Raw genomic sequence first — 23,074 nt, 5'->3', positions numbered from 1 at the left:
GGGGTTTGGGGGCGGAAGGGGCGACGCTTCGTAAGTAGAAACCCCTTCCGCCACCCAAGAAAAAGAAAAAGCTTAAATTTTAGAAAACTAAAGAATGTGTATCATTAAATTTGAAAACTAAATTTAGCATCTTAGAGGTGCGGGTCTCGGCGCGTCAAATTTAAAAACATATCCAAATTTGCCCCTTTCTAAAATTCGCTCGCAAATTTACTCAAATTTAACCCCTTTCAAAACAGAATCCAAATTCCAAGCCCGATTTTACGCGTTTTTAAACCTTAAAGCTGTATAATCGGGGTCAAATTTATCAAAAGGCGATACAGATGATAAAAGGCATTTCTGGCTCGCGCATGGTGATGGAAGCCCTGCGCGAGGAGGGCGTAGACACGGTTTTCGGTTATCCGGGCGGCGCAGCGCTAAACATCTACGACGAGACGTACAAGCAGAGTTATTTCAGGCACGTTTTGACGCGTCACGAGCAAGCCGCCGTGCACGCAGCAGACGGCTACGCACGTGCTAGTGGCAAGGTCGGAGTGGCGTTTGTAACCAGCGGCCCCGGCTTTACAAACGCGGTCACCGGCCTAGCTACCGCATACTCAGATAGCATTCCGCTTATATTAATCAGCGGCCAGGTTCCAACCTCGCTTATCGGCACGGACGCCTTTCAGGAGATCGACGCCGTAGGTATCTCGCGCCCGTGCGTGAAGCACAACTACCTAGTGCGCAGTATCGAGGAGCTGCCGCGCATCCTAAAAGAGGCCTTTTATATCGCTCGCTCGGGACGCCCGGGGCCCGTTCACGTCGATATCCCAAAGGACATAACAGCAGCCGTTGGGGATTTTGATTACCCGACAGAGATAAAGATGCCGACGTATAAACCGACCTACAAAGGCAACGCAAAGCAGATCAAAAAGGCGCTCGAAGTCATCGCCGAAGCCAAACGTCCGCTGCTATATCTAGGAGGCGGCGTCGTAGCGGCAAACGCTAGCGAGCTCGTGCGTAAATTTAGCGCAAAGACGGGCATCCCAGCGGTCGAAACGCTGATGGGGCTTGGCGTCCTAGCGCACGAGGATAAAAATCTACTCTCGATGGTCGGCATGCACGGCAGCTACGCAGCAAATATGGCGATGAGCGAGACCGATCTCATCATCGCGCTTGGCGTGCGGTTTGACGACCGCGTGACGGGCAAGCTAAGCGAATTTGCCAAACACGCCAAAATCATCCACGTCGATATCGACCCTAGCTCGATCTCAAAGATCGTAAACGCGCACTTTCCGATCGTAGGCGATCTAAACTGCGTCCTAGAGGAGATGCTGGAAAAAGTAACCGTAAACGAGCAAAATTTGACCTCGTGGCGCGAGATCTTAGCCAGGTACGACGCGCTAAATCCGCTGGATTACAAAGATAGCGACGAGATCATAAAACCGCAGTGGGTCGTGCGCGAAACGGCTAAAATTTTAAAGCAATCAGGCAAAGACGCAGTGATCGCCACCGACGTCGGCCAGCATCAGATGTGGGTTGCGCAGTTTTATCCGTTTGATAGGCCGCGCCAGCTGATAACTAGCGGAGGCCAGGGGACTATGGGCTTTGGTTTGCCCGCAGCCGTCGGAGCAAAGATAGCAAAGCCTGAAGATATCGTCGTAAATTTCACCGGCGATGGCTCGATCCTAATGAACATTCAAGAGTTGATGACTGCCACCGAGATAGATAAGCCCGTCATCAACATCATCTTAAACAACAATTTCCTAGGCATGGTGCGCCAGTGGCAGACCTTTTTCTACGGCGAGCGCTACTCCTCGACCGACCTTAGCCTGCAACCTGATTTTGTGAAGATCGCAGAGGGCTTTGGCGGAGCGGGCTTCGTGTGCCGCACGAAGGACGAGTTTCGCTCCGCACTAAAAGAGGCGATGGCCTGCGGTAAAACGGCGGTGCTAGACGTACGCGTGGATAGATTTGAGGACGTACTACCGATGGTTCCTGCGGGCGCGGCGATATACAACATGATCTTAAAAAGCAAGGAATAAAAATGAGCATAAGAAGAGTGATTTCAGTCATCGTGCTAAACGAGCACGGCGTTTTATCGCGCATTTCCGGGCTTTTTGCGGGGCGCGGATACAACATCGACACGCTCACAGTAGCACCCATCCCGGGCACCGAGCTTTCTCGTATCAGTATCGTCACTAGCGGCGACGAACGCGTACTAGAGCAGATCGTAAAGCAACTACACAAGCTAATACCGACCTACAAAGTCATCGAAAGCGGCGAATTTGTCGAAAAGGAAATGGCGCTCGTTAAAATCCCGCTAAGCGAAAATTTCGGTGGACTGGACGCGATACTAAAGGCCTACAACGGCATCGTAGCCAACACCAACGAAAACTACATCGTCGTCATGGTCAGCGACGACGCGAGCAGGATAGAAAATTTCCTCAAAGCTATCAAAAAATTTAACCCAACAGATGTCGTTCGAGGCGGCTCGGTGCTAATGGATCTATGATGAAACTAAGCGAAATTTATAAAATTTTAGGACTGGAATTTAGCGGCGAGGAGCTAGAGATCACGGCTCTAAATTCGCTCTCAAACGCCGGGGCTAGCGAGCTAGGCTACTGCGACAGCGAGAAAAATGCTAAATTTATCGAGGGCTCAAAGGCGGGCGCGATTTTGGTCGCGTCAAATTTAAGAGATCTTGTCGGTGCGCAAAGCAGAGCAGTAGTGGTAGAAAACCCGCACCTTGCCTTTGCTATTTTGAGCGAGTATTTTGCAAAAGAGCTTCTAGCCTCCCAGCCGCAACCCGCTCAAATTTCGCCAAGCGCAAAGATAATGCCAAACGTCTACGTGGGCTCTGGCGCAGTTATTGGCGACAACACGCTCGTGATGGCGGGCGCCTACGTCGGCGACAACGTAAAAATCGGCGCAAACTGCGTCATCCACCCAAACGTCGTCATCTATAACGATACCGTGATCGGCAACGGCTGCCGCATCAACGCAAACGCCGTCATCGGTAGCGACGGCTTTGGCTACGCGCACACGAAAACGGGCGAGCACGTAAAAATTTACCACAACGGCAACGTCGTTTTAGAGGATTTCGTCGAGATCGGCGCATGCACGACGATAGACCGCGGCGTGTTTGAAAGCACGGTCGTAAAAGCATACGCCAAGATCGACAACCTCGTGCAAATCGGCCACAACTGCGAGATAGGCTACGGCTCGATACTCGTTTCGCAGGTAGGGCTCGCAGGATCGACCAAGCTGGGACGCAACGTCGTGATGGGCGGACAAAGCGGCTCGGCGGGGCATTTGAGAGTCGGCGACTTTGCCCAGATAGCAGCGCGTGGCGGCGTGTCAAAAGATATCGCCGGCGGTAAAAAATACGCTGGCGCATATCCGATAATGGAGCTGGCCGATTTTTTCAAACTGCAAGCTAAGATCGCGAGATTTTTTAAGAAAAACTAGATGAAAAAATATCTGATCATTTTTGGTATTTTTGGAATAGGTTTTTACATAGGCACATTGGCAGCCTATTTTTTAAAAGACGACATAAATAGCGAATTTTTGGGTCAGGTTGGAGATTTTTTAGGAGGTTTTTTAAACCCGCTATTTGCTCTTTTATCCTTTATAGCCCTTTTGATTACTATAGTTTTTCAATCCGAAGAATTAAAAAATTCAAGAGAGGAATTAAAGCTAACCAGAGAAGAATTGGCAAAAAGTGCTGAAGCACAAGAAAAATCATCTCAAATTTTTGAACAGCAAAGATTTGAAATTATTGGAAACAATAAACTCGAGTATAAAAGATTTTAAACAAAATAGTAAATGGTATCTTGAACCTAAAAATTTTAATATTCCTGATTCTAATGATCTTAGATGCGTTAAAGAATTTTCCAGTGTTGCAATATTAATATACCAGACATTAAGATTAATTGACGATTGCAACAAAAATCAAAATAATATCTATAGCAATATACTAAGATCTTGTCTGGATGCCGATATTCTACAGTTGCTATTGATAAATTGTTACAGCGATAATATTTATGGTATATATAAATTTAGAGATTTAATGAAAAAATACACATTACTAGAGCATATGCCTTTAATAGTATCCACAAAGATGAATCCTTTTATTACAATGAATTCTGAAGATTTTTTATTAAAAGTAGTAGTTCAATACATAAGAGATGGGCATGGGGAAATTTTTGGAGAAAATCAATATATTAAAAATCTGAATTTTAGTTCATAACCTATATTGCCCATATTTCATTTATAAAAAATGAAGCATAAATTAAGAATAATGATGTAACAAATAATCCAAATTTGACGCCGCAAATTTACTCGCCGCGTCAAATTTGAGTCAAATTTATGCTATTTTTTATAGCTTTTTACAAATTCACCGATCCTCTCGATACCTTTTTTGATACTCTCTAAATCAGTCGCAAAAGAAAGCCTAAAGTATCCGTCCATACCAAAACCAACGCCGGGCACCACGGCAACTTTCGCTTTTTCTAGCAGCTCTTTGCAAAATTTCATGCTATCAGGCTCGACCGCGGAGCAGTTTATAAAAAGATAAAACGCACCGTCAGGCTTAAGTACGCTAAGTCTCGGTATAGCGTTTATCATCTCTACGACCAGGTCGCGGCGCTTTTTAAACTCGCCCTTCATATACGCGATATCTTCGTCGGCTTTGCCCAGCAGCGCAGGGATGGCACCCGCTTGCGTTAGGGAGTTTATGTTGCTCGTGCTTTGGCTTTGCAGCTTGTTTACGGCAGCGTTTAGCTCCTTAAACGGGCTAGCCATGTAGCCAAATCTCCAGCCAGGCATCGCGCCGCACTTGCTTAGGCCGTTTATCGTGATCGTGCGATTAAACATATCCTCGCTCACGGCCGCGGTCGCGACGAATTCTCCCTCGTAGTTTAGCTTTTCGTACATTTCGTCGCTAGCTACTATGATTTTCGTGCCTTTTAGTACTTCGCCCAGTGCCTCTAGTTCTTTGCGGCTATATATCGCGCCAGTCGGGTTGCAAGGGCTGTTTAATACTAAAATTTTAGTTCTAGGAGTGATCGCCGCCTTTAGCTGTTCGGGAGTGATTTTAAAGCCCGTTTTTTCGCTAGTTTCGATAAAAACGGGATTGCCGCCGCTAAATTTGACCATCTCCGGGTAGCTCACCCAGTACGGGCTTGGCACGATAACCTCGTCGCCCTCGTCGATTAGCGCCTGAAATACGTTAAAAAGCGAGTGCTTCGCGCCGACGTTGGTGATGATTTGATTTGGCGCATAGTTTAGGCCGTTATCGCGCTTTAGCTTTGCGGCGATCGCTTCTCTTACTTCGGGCGTGCCGGCGACGGCGGTGTATTTGCCGCAGCCTTTATCCAGGGCGGCTTTTACCTCGTTTTTGATGATCTCGGGCGTGTCAAAGTCCGGTTCGCCCGCACCGAAGCTGATCACGTCCTCGCCGCGGGCTTTCATCTCTTTTGCCTTGGTGCTGATTTCGATGGTTAGGCTCTCACCTAGTACCTGAACTCTTTTTGATAGCATTTTTACTCCTTTTTGTAAATTTAAGATATAGTTTTTAGATAGCCGTTATCGTTTAAAAACAGATACATTTCGCCTAAAATTTGCTTGCGCTGCGAGTCGGTTACGAGCTTTGACTTTTCGATACGCTCGTTTAGGATGTCCTGAATCTCGTAGATGTCGTAGTCTAGATCCTCCATGATATCAAGGATAGATTGGCTCTCTAACAGGTGCGAGATTTCAAATCCATTCTCGTCTATCTCGATGGTCGCTTCGGTCGGGTGGGTAAAGAGATTGTGCTTCATACCCAGCACCTCCTGATACGCTCCGACTAGGAAAAATCCTAAAAAGTACTCTTCCTTTTCCACGTCTACGTCGTGCAAAAACAGAGGATTTTCCTCGTCGTCAAAGCCTATCTCGCCGTCACTATCGCACGTGATGTCCCACAGCGACGCCGAGCGGGTAGGGCGCACGTCTAGACGGTCAAGCGGCATGATAGGGAAATTTTGCTTTAAGCCCCAAAAATCAGGCAACGACTGAAATAGCGAGAAGTTTACGAGATAGCGCTCCTGTGCCTCCTCTTGCAGCTTTAAAAGCTCGGCGTTGTGCTGCTTAGTGCCTAGGATCTTAGCTGCTTTTTTGATGATTAGGTGGGTTAAAATTTCAGCGTTCGAGCGGTCTTGCAGATCTACGTAGCCTAGGTCAAACAGCGTGAGTATACTCTCCATATGATCGATGCTATCGTGCAGATACTCTATCGCATTTGACGGCTTTATCGTGCTTAGCAGGTCGTTTAGCTCGGTGATTAGCTGAGGATTTTTCTTTTTTAGCACGAGCTTTTCCTCGGTGTAGTCCTGGCTAAAGAGCTCCAAAACGGGCGCTACTAGCACAGCATGAGAAGCCGAGACGAAGCGGCCGCTCTCGATAAAGATATCTGGCTCCACCTCGTTTCGCTGCGTCGCCATCGTCTTTAGAAGATAGACCACGTCGTTGGCGTATTCGCTAAGCGTATAGTTTCGGCTCGAGTTTTCCTTAAACTGCGAGTACTCTATGGCTAGGCCGCCGCCCAAATTTATGGCTTTTAGGTTTTTTGCGCCCATTTTTCGCAGCTCGGCGTAGATATTTCCGGCTTCGATTAGAGCTTTTTTTAGCGGGTGGATTTCAGTGATTTGCGAACCGATGTGAAAGTGGATCATATTAAATCGATCGAGCAAATTTGCCTCTTTTAGCAAATTCACCGCTTCGATTAGCTCGGTCGCCGTTAGGCCAAATTTGGAGTTTATGCCGCCGCTTTTAGCCCAAACGCCGGATCCGCTGCTATGCAGCCTGATACGCAGACCGATGTTTGGCTTGGGCGCGAAACGCTCTTTTGCGATGGCGATGATGGCCTCAAGCTCGTTTAGCCCCTCGATCGTAAGAGTGATGTTGTGCCCCATCTCGGCCGCGATAAAGCCGATATTTATCATCTCTTTATCTTTAAAGCCGTTTACGGTTATCGGCGCACCTTCGTTATTATACGCCATCACCAGCAGCAGCTCGGCCTTTGAGCCTGCCTCCAGCCCGTAGCCGTATTTTTGGCCGTGACGGACTAGATTTTTTACAAAACCCGGATATTGATTTACTTTTAGCGGATAAACGGCGTTAAAGCTGCCTTTGTAGCCGAATTCGTTTTTCGCGCTCTCAAAGCTTTTGTAAATTTGCGAAATTTGCTTGTGTATGAGGTGGGGGAAGCGCAGCAATAGCGGGCCTCGGTAGCCTTCGCTCCTGATGCTTTTTACGATGTCGATGATGGCGGGCTTTGAGCCGGTATTGACGCAAATTTTACCGTTTTCGACGATAAAGTTATTGTTTCCCCACAAATTTAAACCGTAATCATACATTTAAAATCCTTTTAAGCTCCGTCTCCAAATCAACCAAATCAAGCGTTTTTTCGGCTTTTTCGCTCAGATCTTTTAGCCAAATTTTGCCGGATTTTAGCTCGTCCTCGCCGACGCAAAGGCAAATCCTAGCATTTGCGTTATCGGCCGCATTTAGGTGCTTTTGTAGTTTTTTAGGTTCGTAGCTTACTAGGACGGGGGTGCTTTTTCTTAAATTTATCGCTATTTTATAGACCGCGTCTAGCCCATCGGCATCCATCGCGCCGATATATAAGCCGTTTCTTGCGCTTTGGTTCTCGCGGCCGCCTAGGATTTCCATTATGCGCTCGATACCCATCGCAAAGCCCACTCCGTAGCTAGCCTTGCCGCCTAGGTACTCGACCAATCTGTCGTAGCGTCCGCCGCCTGCGACCGCGCTCTTTGCGCCGATCTCGTTTGAAACGAACTCAAACGCCGTTTTGCAGTAGTAATCAAGCCCGCGCACAAGCTTTGGATCTATCTCAAACTCCACGCCGTTGCCGCTTAAAATTTCTTGTAACTTTTTAAACTCGGCTGCACATTCGTCGTTTAGGCTACCGATTATCAGCGGTGCGTTTGCGTAGATTTTTTGGCAGCTTTCTACCTTGCAATCTAGCACGCGGATAGGGTTTGTGAGCTTTCTGCGCTTACAGTCCTCGCAAATTTGACCTTCGTGCGCATCTAAAAATTTAACCAGCTTTTCGCGGTATGCACCCATACTAGCGGCGTCTCCGAGCGAATTTATAAGTAGCTTAGTTTTGATACCCAGGCGCGAGAAAATTTCGTTTATCATCAAGATAACGCTCGCGTCCTCATAAACGCTAGGCTCTCCAAAGCACTCGCAGCCAAACTGATGAAACTCGCGCAAACGTCCTTTTTGCGGACGCTCATAGCGAAACATCGAACCGTGATAAAAGTACCGTCTCACGCCGCCCGCGCGGTCAAATTTAGCCTCGATAAAGGCGCGCACGACGCCGGCCGTTCCCTCCGGACGCAGACAAACGTCGTTTCCGCCCTTGTCCTCAAACTGATACATCTCCTTGCCCACGATGTCGCTGCTTTCACCGACGCTGCGGCGAAAAAGCGCTGTCTGCTCCAAGTGCGGAGCTAGCACGAACTCGTATCCGTAGTTTTTCGCGACCTCTTCGCAGATTTTGATTATCCTCTCGTAAAGTCCCGACTGTGGCGGCAAAACGTCCTTCATCCCCCTTAATGCGCTAATCATTTATAAACTCCTTTATCAAATTCGTTATTTTTTCTTCGTCCCAGGCGGCATCGATCGTGACGTAGCGTACGCCTAGTTTTTGCAAAATTCCCTCCATCGCGTCCTGCACTCTTAGCAGATAACCAAATCCGCGAGCCTCTATACCGTCCATCTGCGCGCGCGAGCCTAGGCGCGATCTTAGCGTGTTTTCGTCCGCTTTAAAAAATACTATTTTTTGCGGAAAATTTCCTTGCAGGGCGAATTTGTTTAAATTTAAAAGCTCCTCAAAGCTAAAATTTCCGCCCGCAAGAGCATAGGCCATACCGGAGACAAAGCCTCTGTCGCTTAAAATCATCTTGTTCGAGTTTGGTTTTATTATTTTACCGAAATGCTCGGCTCTATCGGCCAAAAATAGCAAAATTTCGGCCCTTTTATCCAGGTCGTTTTCCTTTAGTAAAATTTCGCGCAAATTTTCGCCAAGCTTCGTGCCGCCTGGCTCTTTGGTTACGATTGCTTGCGGGTAAGCCGCCGCCAGCCGCGCTATCTGCGTGCTTTTACCCGCGCCGTCGATACCTTCAAATAAAATATACAAATTTAGCCTTTCAAAGTTTCTAAAATTTCGCTCGGAACCAGCTTGCTGACGTCACCGTTATGGCTAAGAACGGAGCGCACGATCGAGCTTGAGATAAAGGCGTTTTTGAGGCTCGGCATCAGATAGACGGTCTCCAGCTCATCCCAAAGCGTGGCGTTTGCGTAGCCGATTTGTAGCTCGTACTCAAAGTCACTAACCGCGCGAAGTCCGCGGATCACGACGTTTACGCCGCAATTTTTAGCAAAATCTACAAGCAAGTTATCAAAGCCCACGACCTCGACGTTTTTTAGATCCGTCGTTGAGATTTTTACCATTTCTACCCGTCTAGCCAAGCTAAAATAAGGCTGCTTACTCTCGCTAGCCGCAACCGCGACGATGACTTTATCGAAAATTTTGGCCGCGCGCTTGATGACGTCCAGATGGCCGTTCGTGACGGGATCAAAGGTGCCGGGATAGATACAAGCTTTCATTTTTCGCCTTTAAATTTTAAAGGATGATTTTACTATTTTATGCCTAAAACAGGACTTTATCTTGCGACTGGCGTAGCTGTTTTTAGCCCCATCTTTTGTAAATTTGATGCTCGAGCCCAAGCAGATCAAGCCACTTGCCGATGATGAAATTTTCCATATCTTCAAGGCTATTTTGACCAGAATAATAACCCAAAACTGGCGGCGCGATAACGGCGCCGAGCGCGGAAAGCTTGGCCGCGTGCTCGAGCGCTAGCGTAGAAAACGGCATCTCTCTAACGCCCAAAATCAGCCTCTTTCGCTCCTTTAGTGCGACTGCGGCGGCGCGAGTTATCAGCGTGTCGGCAAAGCCCGCGTGGATTTTAGCAAGGGTGTTGATAGAGCAGGGCACGACGATAGTAGCGTCTATACCAAACGATCCCGAACTTGGCGCTGCGGCCAGATCGGAGTCATCGTGGATAACGGTGTGATTTTGCAAATCTTGCCAAATTTGATAAATTTCGTCTTGTTTTGCGTCTTTTTGAATGCGGTTTTTATCAAGATCGCATTGCTTTTGAAATTTACCGCGGTCAAATTTACAATTTTGCCCGTTTGCATCAAGAGCGTAGTTATCCAAACCTACTAATTTTAAACCGTTGTCGTCCAAACCTTGCGCATTATCTGTAAATTTCCCGCTTTGGTTTTGCGATCTTTCGTCTCCGCCTCCAAAATCTAGCTCGCCTTGAGCGGAGCTAAAATTTGCAAATTTTGCGTCTTCGTGATCTTTGTCAAATTTGGCGCTACTTTGGTTTGCGTTAAATTTTAAACCCGTCGCACCATTTTTATAAAAAATATCCGTAAAATTTAGCTCTTTTTCCAGTACGTTCATCGCGTCTTTGCTCACGCACAAATGTAGCTCACTTCTTTTTGCTATCTCGCAGGCGAGCTTTAGCCCAAGATTTACGCCGCTTGCACCGCTAATGCCTAGAAAAATTTTCATCTTATCATCACCTGTTTTTTTGAGACGATTTGAGCGCTGAATACCTTTTTATCGTTGTTTTTGACCTTAATGGTCTCACCTAGATTGCCGTTTTCTAGCGCCGTAACCTCGACGATGATGCTGAGCGCACCGTCGCTAAGCACCGCATTTACGCGCTCGCCTTTTTTAATGAGCGGCAATGGCGTAAACTGCCGCAGCCGTAGCACTTCGCCGCTTTTTATGTTTTGCTTCGTCGCTAGCCTCGCGTTTGGCGCCTCGCTCATCATGTCGGGACTAAACTCGCCAAGCTCGACCCAGTCTTTCGCAAAGTCGTCTATACCTAGCATCTGGCGCGTGGTGAGTGGCTTAGTAGCCCGCAAAACAGGCATTTTTGCGCTAACTTCGTATCTAAAAAATACGCTTGGCTGCGAGCCGTTTGGCGTGATAAAACTAGCCCTGAAGCTGCCTTTTGGATTAATTTTATTTACGTAAATTTTGTCAAATTTGTATTCGTGGAAGTTTTTAGGAAGTTCATTTTGAGGCTCGATAAGCGGAAATTTGACGAATTGTAGTCCCTTAAACTCGCTCGTAACCTCTTGTAAAAAGGCGCGCTGCACGAGAGCCAATGCATCGCAGTTTTTGACGAATATCGTCTCTCCGCCGCTTTTATCCTCAAGCTCTAGCCCGTGTTTTTTTAAAATTTCAGCTAAGTCTCGCGAATTTATTTTTGCAGCTTTGTTTTCGCCCAAATTTAAAATCTCGTCGTTTTTACCCGCAAAACCCAAGTCCGCAAGCGTTATTTTGCCATTTGAAACGCAATACATCGGCCAAAGTGCTAAATCTGACGAAAATAAAAAAATGGGAAAAAATAGTAAGAAAAAAATGGAGCGGGAAACGAGATTCGAACTCGCGACCCCAACCTTGGCAAGGTTGTGCTCTACCCCTGAGCTATTCCCGCACCGTTTGAGAAGTCGCAATTTTAGCAAAAACGTTTTCATTTGTCAAGAAAATTTCAAAATTTTTACGATTTCGCCCATTTTTAGCTCGCCGAGACTTTCGTTTGTTACCAAAACGGCGTTACTTTTAATGAGCGGAGTTATCATACCCGAGCCAAATTTATTATTATCCGTCACGCTAAATTTACCCTCGCAAAAGCTGCCCAGCACGATATTTTGGCGTCCCGATTTTATTTTTACGTCTTGATTTAAAACAGCGTCAAATTTTTCAAGCTGCGCGCCATTCAAAAAAGGAACGACTAGCAAAAAACACATCAAAAACGCAGCCATCGGGTTTCCCGGCAGGATAAAGACGATCTTTTTATCTTTTATAAAGGCTTTGCTCGGTCGCCCAGGGCGGATATTTACGCCGTCAAAAAGCTCGCTAAAACCCAAATTTAAAAGCGCCGTTTTCATAAAATCAGCCTCGCCCTTGCTTGCTCCGCCGCTTGTTATGATGACATCAAATTCAGCCGTTTCAAGCGCGTGAGTAGTGCTTTCTAGGTCGTCTTTTATGATGCCCGCGTACGAGCTAGCAAAGCCGAAGCTTTTAAGCAAAGACGCGATGCCCGCGCCGTTTGCGTTATAAATTTGCTCCTCGCTCGCGTTTTGCCACGGCTCGACCACTTCATCGCCGCTTGAAAATATACCGATCTTTAGCTCGAGCTCCACGCAGATGCAGTAGATGCCCTGAGCGGCGAGCATCATGACCCTTGCAGACGTTAAATTTTCGCCTTTTTTTAGCAAAATTTCACCCGCCTTGACCTCTTCGCCCTTATATCTTAGGGCGTTAAATTTTTTGACTTTACTTTGCGGCGAGAGCTTGCCGTCCTGTAAAACCGCATCTTCAAAAGGCACGACCGTGTCGGCATTTGTCGGCATTTTTGCGCCGGTCATTATCTTTACGCATTCGCCTTTTTTTAGCGCGATTTCAGCCTCATCGCCCGCCAGCACGGTTGACGCGACGCTTAACGGCCCATTAAAATCGTCAAATTTAAGCGCGTACCCGTCCATCGCGGCATTGTCAAAAGAGGGCAAATTTTTAACGGCAACTACGTCCTGTGCTAAAATTTTGCCCGTCGCACGCTCAAGGCTTACAAACTCGCCGTAGCCGTCAAATTTAGCTTTTTCTAGGATCAAATTTTGAGCAAGCTCTAGCGTCATTTTACTCCTCCAACCTGCGTATTTTTGCGCCCAGAGCCGCTAGCTTGCGCTCTAGCCCCTCGTAGCCTCTATCTAGGTGATAAATTCTGTGCACGCGGCTAGTTCCGTTTGCAGCAAGAGCGGCTAGCACTAGGGCAGAGCTTGCGCGCAGATCGGTAGCCATCACGTCTGCGGCATTTATCTCGCCTCCGCCGTAGATCGTCGCGATGTGGCCGTTTAGGCGGATGTCCGCACCCATACGCGTGAGCTCGCTAACGTGCATAAAACGGTTCTCAAAAAGCCTCTCGTCGATCGTGCTGACGCCATTTGCCACGAGCGAGAGCGCCATAAACTGCGCCTGCATATCGGTCGGAAAGCCCGGAAACTCAGTCGTCACGATCTCGACCGGATTTACGTTTTTAGCCGGCATTATCGTGATTTTATCGCCATCCACGACGGTTTCAAAGCCCATTTGGTTAATTTTAGTAAGCACGGCTCGTAGATGCGCGGCGTTGGCGTTTATGATAGTAACCTGCGAGTTCGTGATCGCCCCGGCGCAAAGATACGTGCCAGCCTCGATCCTATCGGGGATGACCGTTATCTCGCCCACATCCAGCAAGCGCCTATCCGTACCCTCGATCACGAGCTCGTCCGTGCCGATACCCTCGATCTTCACGCCTCCAGCTGCCAAAACCTCACAAAGCTGCACCACCTCGGGCTCTTTAGCGACGTTGATTAGATGCGTCGTGCCGTGAGCGAGCGCGGCAGCCATTATGATGTTTTCGCTGCCCGTTACCGTGATCTTGTCAAACACGATCTGCGCGCCTTTTAATCCGTCAGGTGCGGTAGCGACGACATAGCCTTGTTTTATCTCGATATTTGCGCCCATTTTTTCAAGCGCGCTTAGGTGTAGATCGATCGGTCTTTGTCCGATCGCGCAGCCGCCGGGCAGACTCACCTCGCAGTGGCCAAACCTGGCTAGCAGCGGGCCAAGAACCAGGATGGAGGCACGCATTTTACGCACGATGTCGTAGTTTGCCTTTGTGGAGCTAACGTAGTTTGAGTTGATTTTTAGAGTGTGATCGTCTGCAAATTCGCACTTTGCACCCAAATTTACAAGCAGAGTAGCCAATGTTTTTATATCCGCAACGTTTGGCATATTTTTTAGCGTAACGTCGTTTTTTATGATTAGAGCCGCGGCTATGAGGGGCAGGGCGGCGTTTTTCGCACCGCTTATGGCGACTTCGCCGCCTAGTTTCGCGTTTCCTTCGATTTCCAAATAATGCATCATCTTAAATCCTTAAATAAAATCCAAAGTATAGTAAAATTTAGCTTATAAATTTAAATTTATGCCGATATTTACCGATTTATTTATATAATCTTGCTTTTAGGCGGCTAGTTTCCAGCGCTCAAATTTACCGCAAAACGTCGCCTTAGATAAAAAATAGGATAACAAAATGAAATTTACGATTTTTTTACCGCTTGCGTCGATTGCCGCTTTGATTTTTAGCGGATGCGCGAACAATGCGCCCAAAATTTACCCGACCGATCAAAGCGGACAGATCTTAAACGCGAGATTTTTAAACTCACAACAAGACGTGTTTAACGATCTGGGCGGTATCGCACTTTCAAATTTTATGCAAGGATTTTTAGGCAAAAAAGATGGCGGAGACTGCTCAGGCTTCGTCTCGCTAGTAAATAAAAACATAAACAACGTTTACTTTTCCGAGACGAATTTGCTCAAATTTTACGGCGAACAAGGATCGAAATCGCAAGCTATTTATAATTTTTATAAAAAGCGAAATTTGATCTCGCAAACAAGCCCGAAGCTCGGAGATTTGGTGTTTTTTAACAACACCACAAGCCAAACCAAAGGCAAAAATAAACAAATCATAACGCACCTTGGCATCATAGACCGCATAGAAGACGATGGAACTATAAGATTTATGCATAATACCAGAGGCAAAAACAAAAGTGGATTTATAAATCTATTTCAAAAAAATAGCCACAAAATAGGCGGCAAAGAGGTGAACTCATACATCGTGGCGTGCAAGGGCGGCGACGCTACCTGCCTAACGTCAAACAGATTCGCCGGCTTTGGCAAGGTTAGTTTTTAGCTAAATTTATGTCTAAATTTTATATGATAAGGCCTTTAAAAAGGAGCCGTTTTTGAAAGCCACAATATCGCTCATCGCGCTAAATTGTCTAATATTTTTTGCCGTTTACTGCGGCATCTGCGGAAACAACGCGACGCTTGGGCTAAATATGTTTTTTATAGACGGACTTTTCGTTTGGCAGCCCGCTACCTCGATGTTTATGCACGCAAATTTGGTCCATCTGCTGATGAATATGGCGGTTTTGTATCAGTTTGGATCGCTTCTTGAGCGGTACTACGGCAGCGAAAAATTTGCCGTCATTTACTGCATCGGAGGCGTTTTAACCTCGCTACTTAGTTTTATTTATATTTATGTTATGTTTAAAACCAACGGAACTTTTATAAATTTAGTCGGAGCTAGCGGCGCGATCAGCCTGCTGCTAGGCGTTTTGGCGTTTTTAGACGCAAACAGCCGAAAGGGGCTAATAATCGCTATCTTGCTAATGAGCTTCGCGCCCGTAGCTATGGGCGTAAACGTCGCCTGGTACGCGCATATTATCGGCTTTGCGCTAGGATATTTCGGAGTAAAATTTAAGGTGATAAAATGAGATTTTTCGATCAAATTTGGGAAATTTTAGAATGCGGCGACAAGGAGCTTAAATTTGATAAATTTAGACGATTTTATGCCGAGTATAAGGCAGGTAAATTTGACGCACAGATAGAAGAGGGCGGCAAATTTGACAAGATAAAACAGCTCGAGCGCCCAAGCTACGCGGCATTTTGCGAGGTCGTAGCGATGAGAGAAATCGGCAGTAAAAAGCAAGCCGACAAACAAAAAGCCTTCCTTCATTCGATCGCACACATCGAATACAGCGCCGTAGATATCGCGCTAGATGCGGCATATCGCTTCCGCGCGCTACCAAAAGCCTACTATGACGACTGGCTAGAGGTTGCAGAGGATGAGATCAGGCACTTTAAGATGATCGAGGAGCATATGGCTAAATTTGACGTGAAATACGGCGATTTTACCGTACACGACGGGCTTTTTATCGCTCTGCAAAACACCTCCTCGTCGCTACTTGAACGTATGGCAGTGCTGCCTAGATATATGGAGGCAAACGGCCTTGATGCAAATGCGTTTATGCTAAAAAAACTAGAAACCGAGTGCGAAAAAGACGAAAACAAGGCGCAGCTTTGCGAAATTTTGCAAGTTATCTTAGACGAGGAGATCTCGCACGTCTCAAAGGGCGATCTGTGGTTTAAATTTGCCTGCGAAAACGAGGGTGTAAGCCCCGAAATCTACGCGCAAATCGTGCAAAAAATCTACCCTAAAGCCTTTTTGCAGTCTCGCGAGCTAAACGTGAGCGCGCGCCTAAAATCAGGCTTTAGCGAGGTGGAAATCGAGCACATAAAAAATATAGCAAAAGCCGGAAAGGCGGAATAAAATGAAAAAAATCTACTTTATCAGGCACGCAAAAGCCGTAGATGAGGGTGAGGGTAGCGACTTTGAGCGCGATCTAAGCGATCGGGGCAAAAAGGATCTGGCGCTGATGTACGAACGACTAAAAAAGCATGAGGTTAGGGCAGATGCAATATTTTCAAGCCCCGCCAAACGCTGCGCTAAAACAGCTCAAAAGCTAGCCGAAGCAGTCAAATTTAAGAAGAAAATCAAATTTAAAGACGAGTTATACGGTGCACAGACGCACGAGCTTTTAGCCTTTATAAGAGAGTTTGACGACAAATTTCAAAGCGTTTTTATCATCGGACACAACGACGCGATAACGGAAATTTGTGAGCTTTTAAGTGATGCTGCGATCGGAAATATACCTACATGCGGCATTTTTTGCGTCGAATTTGACGGTAGCTTCAAGGATCTAAAAGAGCACGGCGCAAAGGCTCTGTTTTTTGACTACCCAAAAAAACATAAAAAATAGGGCTATTAAAAGCTCTATTTTCTCCTTCATTTTGTTAATCCAATTTACTTCATAAAATTTGCCTCAAAAAAACACACAATAGAGTGCAAAATATTTAGTAAAATAAGCATAAAAATTATCAGTTAAATTTAGCATGAAATTTGATGGATAAATTGTTTTAATTCAAAAGGTAAAACGTTAAGAAAAACCATATTTTCGGCATTTGCTGAAGATATTGAGGTAATACAAAAGAGATATAAATATTTATTTGAAAATTATAGTTTTCAATACAAAATAGCAAAAATAGTCTGCATTTTACTTTTTGACCTATTATTATAAGCATTAAACTATGTATCATAAAAATTGAGTAGTTTTTATATTTTTTATCCAAGATAAGAATTAAATGATTGTTTTTAGTAAGCCGCAAGAAAATTTAAAAGACAAAGCAATAATTTACTCAAGATCTAACGATTTAAATTTTATCTCTAAAAGTTTTTGCTCATATAATTTATATGCAAAACCACTTAAAGCAAGAAAATATAACCAAAAGAAAAGCAAGGATAAATAAAAAAGATTTGTGAAAAAGGGTTAATTATAAATGAATAAATGGTGCGCTCGAAGGAATTCATATTGTTAAGATAGCACCATTAAATACAGTATATTTTTTATATTAAGATTTTAAAATATCCGCAAAAATATCCGTTTGTTTTTTTATTATGTATTTTTTATAAAATTTAGGACAATCTATGTTACCTTTTTAAACAAAAAAGGATGCCAAATGAACCTATCTCCTGAGCTATATCTCAAATTTGCTAAAGACGTTGAACCTGAAATTTTTGAAAACAAGACGCCTAAATTTCACCTTGAGATTATCCGCTTTATCGACGGCGACGGACAATACAAGGCCGTGGCAGTTTTTCGCGGCGCCGGCAAAACTACCCTACTAAATAAAATTTATGTATTAAGCCGCCTTTATTTCGCCGCCGAGCCTTTTATCATGATCGTTTCGGCCAACGAAGACAAGGCTACGGCGTTTTTAGAAGCCATCAAAGGCAGTATCGACAAAGCGGCTGCTAAAGGTTACGCCATAGCCCGCGGTAAGGCTTGGAATAAAGGGTTTATCGAGGTTATTATAAATCAAGGGATAAAGGATGAAGGCGGCAAAAGTATAGAGAAAAAATGCTACGTCGTCTCTCTCTCGGCCGGGCAAGATCCTCGCGGTATAAATATCGACAACATGCGCCCTACGCTACTAATCATAGACGACCTGGAGAGTAAAGTCGGCAGATACCCTATCGACTCAAACGCCAACCGCCAAAAGCTTCGCAGCTGGTTTTATGCCGACTTGCTCCCTACTCTGCACCCTACGCGCGGCAAGGCCGTGATACTGGGTACTATACTGCACGAAGACAGCATCCTAAACAACATCGTAAACAACACGGAAGAGATGGACGCCAAACAAGACTGGATCTACATAAAAATTCCAATCATCAGAAACGGCACGAGCTCATGGCCGTCTCGTTTCCCGGTAGAAAAAATCAAAAAGATACAAAGCACCCTAGTTTCAAAAGGGCTAGCTAATGAATTTTACCAAGAGTATATGTGTGCGGCTATCGACCCGCAAAAGGCTATCTTTAAGCGCGAATATTTTAGGTACTTTAAAGGGGTGGAATACAGGGCTAACGAACCGTTTACCACCGTTACGGTAACAGACGGGGTAAACAAACAAGAGCTAAAAATCAGACGAGCCAACAAAATAGAGCTAGAAAGCGGAGAGAAAATTTGGCTAAAAGAGTGTCAAATTTATACCGTAGCCGACATATCAAGCGGGAAAGGCAGAGACCAGACAGCCTATGTTACCTTTGCGATCGATAGGCAAAATAGGCTTTTTATCATCGACATCACGAGTGGGTACTTTACGCCATTTGAGCGAAGCCTACGGATAATCGAAATTTATCTCACCTTTAATCCCGCGCGCATCGGCATAGAAAAGGCCGGCATGCAAAACGACTTTTTCTACACGATCGACACTATCCAAAAACTAACTGGCGTAAATTTGCCGATAGACCCGCTTAGCCACGGCGGCAACTCTAAAAACAAACGCATCTCAAATCTAGAACCCTACTACCGCACAAGGCAAATTTATCATAATGCAAATTTAAACGCTACCGACGAACTAGAGGCACAGCTGCTTGGATTTGACCCAGAGACGGAGAGTAAGAGCGACGATATCATGGACGCGGCAGCATATATCTTGCAATACATTGCAGGGCGATTTTTTGACGAGAGCTATGATGAAATTTACGATGATTACGTAGAGGAGGAAAGCTGGGTGTAAGGCTAAACCGAGCACGGCGGGGAGCAGTGGCCGCAAGCCCCAACGCTGGCGCGCCCAAGAGGAAGTCTCACAAAAAGGTAAAGTTTCATAAAAGTATCGACCAAATTAGATAAAAAAGCGCTATTTTAGGGCTTTGCAAGTGAAATTATAAGTAAATTTTATAATAAAAAAGTTTGAAAATTTTGAAATTTTAAGGGTGACGGTAGTATTGTAGTGCGCAGGGCGAGTGGGTTCATAGCCCCCCCCTATAACATCTAAATTTACCCGCTCGCTCCGATCGACTGCCGCCAGCCTACCAACCACGCCGCCGCAAAGCTTAAAAAATAAAACTAACCTACCCGAGCAAAAGCCGCCCTAACCTTAAACCAAATCGCCGTTTTTCGCCCAAATTTAGCTAAATTTGCCCGCCCCAACCTTAAGCCGCTTTTCTTTACCGTGCGAAAATGCCCTATTTTAGGCACTCTTTAAAAAGTAGTATTGAAAAGTATTCTTTTCGTAACCAAATTTCCAAACCGTTTTTCGCAGGTTTTCGGCTCGCGAAGCTTAAGCCGTTTTCGAGCAAAGCTACCCGAGCAAGCCGCCATGTCCGCCTATTTTTTCGCAAACCGCCGCAAAAATATCAAAAACGGGCTGGGTTTAGCTTCCAAAACCCGCGCACTCGCCCCGCCCCGAGGGATTACCTCATTATTTGCCCCGGCTGTTTTGTGCGTTCGCGTTTGCGTTTGCGCCGTAAGAGAAAATGCCAAGCCGCCCCCCCCCCGCGTCCGCATCGCTTGCCGCTTGTGTCGTTTCAAACTCGCGCGATCGCCGACGCTTGGCCCATTTAATACCCCGCATGCACGACCAAGCTTAAGCAAATTTTGGCTAAAATCGCGCAAATTGCATAAAGGGCCGTAGATGAACCAAGATGAACTCGAGGCGATATTTTCTAAAGACAGGCTAGCCGGATACTCCAGTGCTGACGAGCACAGGGCAAATTTTTTGCTTATCCGTGAGCTGGCGCCAAAGCTGGGTATCATCGAGATCGCGACTAGAAACAGGGTCGCGCAGATTTTGGACATCAACGATGGCGCGTTTATCTCTCATCAGACCTTCGGTTACTGGGCGCAGCTCATCAACCGCCGCAGCATTCATAACCTGATTTTAGATCTTAGAGGCGTAGATTTTCGCAAATACTCAAAGACAAATAGAAAAACCAAGCTAAGAAATTTTTACAAAGTCAGGATATGCCTCGATCTTTTGGTTTCGATTAGAAACCGCGCTTTTCACTTTGAAAATTTATATAAAACCAACGACGGCAAACCTCGCGTGAGCACGTTAAGAAACGGGGAAGTGACAGGCATAATGCCGCAAAATTTGAGTATCTTTTTAGACGATATTATGGGATGTTTTCATGAGGATTTAATAGGATATTTAAACGAGAACGGCGAGAAAGAGAAGCTCTCGCCTTTAACTTCGGACTAATTATAGCTCAAATTTCTAAAAAAGTAAAGAAAATCGATCACTCCCCAAACTTAAATTTAAAGCCTCCAAAAGCCCCGCCGCCCTGCTTGCCTTGCTTTAGCAGCTCGATATCTAGCTTCACGCCGTCTGCGGTCGCGGCGTCTTTTATACGCTTAAATTTAGCTTCCGCCCTAGCCTTAGCCTCGCGCAGATCTTGCACGCTTAGCTTTGCGATCTTTTCGTTATGGGCTTTGGCTTTTTCTACCTTTTCCTTATCTTTGGAGTCGGGCACTTTGACCGGCACGAACTGCTCGTACTCCTTGCGAGCCTTTTTTAGCTCCTTGCCATACTCTTTTTTCTTGTCGAAACGCCTCACGCCCACGCCCCTTGCCATTATACCGCCGTATCCTAGATCGTCTTTGTTGTAGTCTTTAGGCGCTACGTCTAGCCCCGTGACGTCAGCCGTAGCTTGCGCGCCCAGCTGCTGCCCGTAGCGGCCTAGCGGAGAGATCGGCGGGAAATAGCTTTTGGTTAGCTCGAGCATTCTTTTGGTTAGTTTCTCGGTGGCCGAGTCCTCTTCGCCCTCTATCTTATATCCTAGCGTACTTTTGCCGCTTGCTATGTTTATGGCGCCGCCGACGAAGCCTCCGTTAAACTCTAGCTTGTCAAATCCGTCAAACCTAAAGCCCGGCACCAAGCGCCCGGAGTTGAAATACCAGTCCGTATTCCCCACCCTCATCCAACTTTTTACGCCCACCAGGTTTGGTAGCGCGCCGCTTTCGGCCCACTCAGGCTTTGCTAGATTGTCGTTTTCATTATCCGCCCCCAGCCATGCGCTGCCTCCGCCGTAGGCTAGCACGGCTTGCATCATCAAAAATCTATCCGGACGCTTTAGCGCAGCCTTTACGACCATCGGAGTCGATTTTACGGCATAGTGGAGAAACGGCTGCACTCCGCTTTTATCCAGCAGTTTTAGCGTGCCGTTAAAGTGAGTTGAGTAGTCCACGTACGAGTATTGCGCGTCCTTCATCGCCGCCTTTAGCTCGTCCGCGCTAAATTTGCTAAAGTCGTTTACGTCAAAACCCTTGTCTTTAGCGATCAGCTCTAAATTCTTCTTAAACCTCGCGATCTTAAATACCTTATCCTCCATCGAGTATAGATATCTAGCCTTGTCGCCCAGATAGCTACCCTCGGCCATATATGCGTTTTTTAGCGCCTTTGTTAGGATATTGCCGCCGGTGCCCCTTTGTAGCGGCCGCACCAGCCCCTCGAGGTCGCTTAGGTGGCTATCAAGCCCTAGCGAGTTGGCTAAATTTTCCCATTTTTTAAACTGCCGACTCCCGCTTACCCATGCGGCCGTAGTCTTTACCGCCTCGTTAAAGTCCCCGTGCAAAAACGCCAGCGCCATATTTGAGCCGAAGTTATAAAGGTGCGTAAAAGGATTTTTAACCGTCACGTTTACTTTGATATGATCGATTAGCTTGTAGTATGATCCGTTAAATTTCGCCATCTCGCGCCCTAGCATCTCAGCTTCCGCTAGAGCGTTTGCGACGTCCTCGGGGACGTATTTGCCCGCTAGCGCGCCGTATTTCTTTATCCCGCCGCCCGCGCTTTCGTCGCTTATCCTTACCCATTTTAGCCCCTCGGCCCCCTCAGGCGGCGCGTCTTTGGCAAATTTATCCGCAAAAAGCTTTAGGGTTTGGGCTTTAAGCAGCTGCTTTTTTTGCTCTAGGATCGTATTTGTGACCGCAAAGGCTGCATCGTCCTCTATCTCGCGCAGTTGCTTTTGCTCCCAGCTCATCTGCTTTCTAGCAAAAAACTTGCTCTGCCTGAGCGCCTTTGCGATACGGCTATTTTCTTTGGCTTCGTCTAGGTGTTTTTTGTAGTAGTGTTTGACGTAGTCTTTGATGACGTTTTTTGACTCTAGCGCACCAGCATCCACCAGGGCCTGCGCTCCGTCGTCTATAGTCTTACGCACTTTTTCGTATAGCGGCCTGACGTACTCCGGTAGCTCGCCAGGATCCATCTCGCCGTCTAGCGCCTTAAACATCGCTTTTCTGTTGCCTAGGCTTAGCTTGCCTAGATACTCTTTAAACTGCCCTGCTTGCGTATATATCGCCGCGGTCGTTCTGTGATACTCGCCTAGTAGCTCGTCGATCTCTTTGGCGTGATCGCGCACGTCTAGCAGCTTGCCGGCAAACGGGATATTTTCATCAGCCCACTTTGCGGCCTTGTCTAATCCCTCGCTCGCCTTTTCAAATGCGCTATCGACTTTCAGCGCCCAGCGATCAAGTAGCTTTCCCGATCTTTCTTGGATTTGTTTTAATGGACATTTTTCATTACTCATTTTTTACTCCGCAGACGAGCAAAGCCCGTCTTTGCGGGCAAGGCTTGGCGCCCTGCACCCGCACTGAAGCCCTACCTTACGGCGGGGACCCTTTTACTTTGCAGACGAGCAAAGCCCGTCTTTGCGGGCAAGGCTTGGCGCCCTGCACCCGCACTGAAGCCTTAGCTTACCTTTGGTCGCTACCGTCG

At 46.4% G+C, this 23,074-nt stretch carries 21 protein-coding genes and 1 tRNA gene; 11 read left to right on the top strand and 11 right to left on the bottom strand.

The window, feature by feature from the left end; all coding sequences use genetic code 11:
• Positions 1 to 323: 323 nt before the first annotated feature.
• The 5 genes from Q0394_RS08950 to Q0394_RS08930 are packed head-to-tail and all read left to right on the top strand — an operon-like array spanning position 324 to position 4,228.
• A complete protein-coding gene (locus Q0394_RS08950) occupies positions 324 to 2,021 on the top strand; it encodes an acetolactate synthase large subunit (protein ID WP_298946943.1) in 1,698 nt (565 codons plus the stop codon).
• 8 nt (positions 2,022 to 2,029) lie between these two features.
• Positions 2,030 to 2,491 (top strand): acetolactate synthase small subunit, encoded by a 462-nt coding sequence (ilvN, locus tag Q0394_RS08945; protein ID WP_163026421.1) that lies wholly within the window; start codon positions 2,030 to 2,032, stop codon positions 2,489 to 2,491.
• Complete coding sequence (gene lpxD / locus Q0394_RS08940; RefSeq protein WP_298946937.1) at positions 2,491 to 3,447, top strand: UDP-3-O-(3-hydroxymyristoyl)glucosamine N-acyltransferase; 957 nt, start codon at positions 2,491 to 2,493, stop codon at positions 3,445 to 3,447. Before ilvN ends, lpxD begins: the two co-directional genes overlap by 1 nt.
• Positions 3,448 to 3,792: a hypothetical protein gene (locus Q0394_RS08935; protein WP_298946935.1), complete on the top strand. Its 345-nt coding sequence runs from the start codon at positions 3,448 to 3,450 to the stop codon at positions 3,790 to 3,792.
• Positions 3,758 to 4,228 (top strand): putative phage abortive infection protein, encoded by a 471-nt coding sequence (locus tag Q0394_RS08930; RefSeq protein WP_298946933.1) that lies wholly within the window; start codon positions 3,758 to 3,760, stop codon positions 4,226 to 4,228. Before Q0394_RS08935 ends, Q0394_RS08930 begins: the two co-directional genes overlap by 35 nt.
• A gap of 122 nt (positions 4,229 to 4,350) precedes the next feature.
• Here the strand turns inward: Q0394_RS08930 and Q0394_RS08925 are convergent, their stop codons facing one another.
• The 10 genes from Q0394_RS08925 to murA form a co-directional block, all read right to left on the bottom strand.
• Positions 4,351 to 5,520 (bottom strand): pyridoxal phosphate-dependent aminotransferase, encoded by a 1,170-nt coding sequence (locus tag Q0394_RS08925; protein ID WP_298946931.1) that lies wholly within the window; start codon positions 5,518 to 5,520, stop codon positions 4,351 to 4,353.
• 20 nt (positions 5,521 to 5,540) lie between these two features.
• A complete protein-coding gene (speA, locus tag Q0394_RS08920; protein ID WP_298946929.1) occupies positions 5,541 to 7,376 on the bottom strand; it encodes a biosynthetic arginine decarboxylase in 1,836 nt (611 codons plus the stop codon).
• Positions 7,369 to 8,616, bottom strand: a complete 1,248-nt coding sequence (gene hisS / locus Q0394_RS08915) for a histidine--tRNA ligase (RefSeq protein WP_298946927.1) — start codon at positions 8,614 to 8,616, stop codon at positions 7,369 to 7,371. Before hisS ends, speA begins: the two co-directional genes overlap by 8 nt.
• On the bottom strand, positions 8,609 to 9,187 hold the full coding sequence (gene tmk / locus Q0394_RS08910; RefSeq protein WP_298946924.1) for a dTMP kinase: 579 nt from the start codon (positions 9,185 to 9,187) through the stop codon (positions 8,609 to 8,611). Before tmk ends, hisS begins: the two co-directional genes overlap by 8 nt.
• A 2-nt stretch (positions 9,188 to 9,189) precedes the next feature.
• A complete protein-coding gene (coaD, locus tag Q0394_RS08905) occupies positions 9,190 to 9,657 on the bottom strand; it encodes a pantetheine-phosphate adenylyltransferase (RefSeq protein ID WP_298946922.1) in 468 nt (155 codons plus the stop codon).
• Positions 9,658 to 9,739: 82 nt separating this feature from the next.
• Positions 9,740 to 10,633 carry a UbiX family flavin prenyltransferase gene (locus Q0394_RS08900; RefSeq protein WP_298946920.1) on the bottom strand — a complete coding sequence of 298 codons (894 nt, stop codon included), beginning with the start codon at positions 10,631 to 10,633 and terminating at the stop codon, positions 9,740 to 9,742.
• Positions 10,630 to 11,436 carry a flagellar basal body P-ring formation chaperone FlgA gene (flgA, locus tag Q0394_RS08895; RefSeq protein WP_298946919.1) on the bottom strand — a complete coding sequence of 269 codons (807 nt, stop codon included), beginning with the start codon at positions 11,434 to 11,436 and terminating at the stop codon, positions 10,630 to 10,632. Before flgA ends, Q0394_RS08900 begins: the two co-directional genes overlap by 4 nt.
• A gap of 59 nt (positions 11,437 to 11,495) precedes the next feature.
• A tRNA-Gly gene (locus Q0394_RS08890) sits at positions 11,496 to 11,570 on the bottom strand.
• A gap of 43 nt (positions 11,571 to 11,613) precedes the next feature.
• Positions 11,614 to 12,771 (bottom strand): molybdopterin molybdotransferase MoeA, encoded by a 1,158-nt coding sequence (locus Q0394_RS08885; protein ID WP_298946916.1) that lies wholly within the window; start codon positions 12,769 to 12,771, stop codon positions 11,614 to 11,616.
• Between the two features lies 1 nt (position 12,772).
• Positions 12,773 to 14,038 carry a UDP-N-acetylglucosamine 1-carboxyvinyltransferase gene (gene murA / locus Q0394_RS08880; protein ID WP_298946942.1) on the bottom strand — a complete coding sequence of 422 codons (1,266 nt, stop codon included), beginning with the start codon at positions 14,036 to 14,038 and terminating at the stop codon, positions 12,773 to 12,775.
• 169 nt (positions 14,039 to 14,207) lie between these two features.
• On the opposite strand from murA, the gene Q0394_RS08875 reads away from it, so the two are divergent.
• The 6 genes from Q0394_RS08875 (at position 14,208) to Q0394_RS08850 (ending at position 20,560) form a co-directional block, all read left to right on the top strand.
• Positions 14,208 to 14,867, top strand: coding sequence for an NlpC/P60 family protein (locus Q0394_RS08875; RefSeq protein ID WP_298946914.1), 660 nt, complete (start codon positions 14,208 to 14,210; stop codon positions 14,865 to 14,867).
• A gap of 52 nt (positions 14,868 to 14,919) precedes the next feature.
• Positions 14,920 to 15,453: a rhomboid family intramembrane serine protease gene (locus Q0394_RS08870; RefSeq protein ID WP_298946912.1), complete on the top strand. Its 534-nt coding sequence runs from the start codon at positions 14,920 to 14,922 to the stop codon at positions 15,451 to 15,453.
• The gene (locus Q0394_RS08865) at positions 15,450 to 16,289 is read left to right on the top strand and encodes a ferritin-like domain-containing protein (RefSeq protein ID WP_298946910.1); all 840 of its coding nucleotides are present in this window, start codon (positions 15,450 to 15,452) and stop codon (positions 16,287 to 16,289) included. Before Q0394_RS08870 ends, Q0394_RS08865 begins: the two co-directional genes overlap by 4 nt.
• Before the next feature lies 1 nt (position 16,290).
• Positions 16,291 to 16,779 carry a histidine phosphatase family protein gene (locus tag Q0394_RS08860; protein WP_298946908.1) on the top strand — a complete coding sequence of 163 codons (489 nt, stop codon included), beginning with the start codon at positions 16,291 to 16,293 and terminating at the stop codon, positions 16,777 to 16,779.
• A 757-nt stretch (positions 16,780 to 17,536) separates the two neighbouring features.
• Positions 17,537 to 19,096 (top strand): hypothetical protein, encoded by a 1,560-nt coding sequence (locus tag Q0394_RS08855; RefSeq protein WP_298946906.1) that lies wholly within the window; start codon positions 17,537 to 17,539, stop codon positions 19,094 to 19,096.
• 897 nt (positions 19,097 to 19,993) lie between these two features.
• Positions 19,994 to 20,560, top strand: coding sequence for an ATPase (locus Q0394_RS08850; RefSeq protein ID WP_298946904.1), 567 nt, complete (start codon positions 19,994 to 19,996; stop codon positions 20,558 to 20,560).
• Positions 20,561 to 20,597: 37 nt separating this feature from the next.
• On the opposite strand, the gene Q0394_RS08845 is transcribed toward Q0394_RS08850, so the two are convergent.
• A complete protein-coding gene (locus Q0394_RS08845; RefSeq protein ID WP_298946902.1) occupies positions 20,598 to 22,886 on the bottom strand; it encodes a hypothetical protein in 2,289 nt (762 codons plus the stop codon).
• Positions 22,887 to 23,074: the final 188 nt, after the last annotated feature.

The sequence above is a fragment of the uncultured Campylobacter sp. genome (assembly GCF_938039205.1).
GTDB lineage: Bacteria > Campylobacterota > Campylobacteria > Campylobacterales > Campylobacteraceae > Campylobacter_A.
The sequence above is the reverse complement of the archived record's forward strand: the minus strand, read 5'-3'. Positions and strand labels throughout refer to the sequence as shown.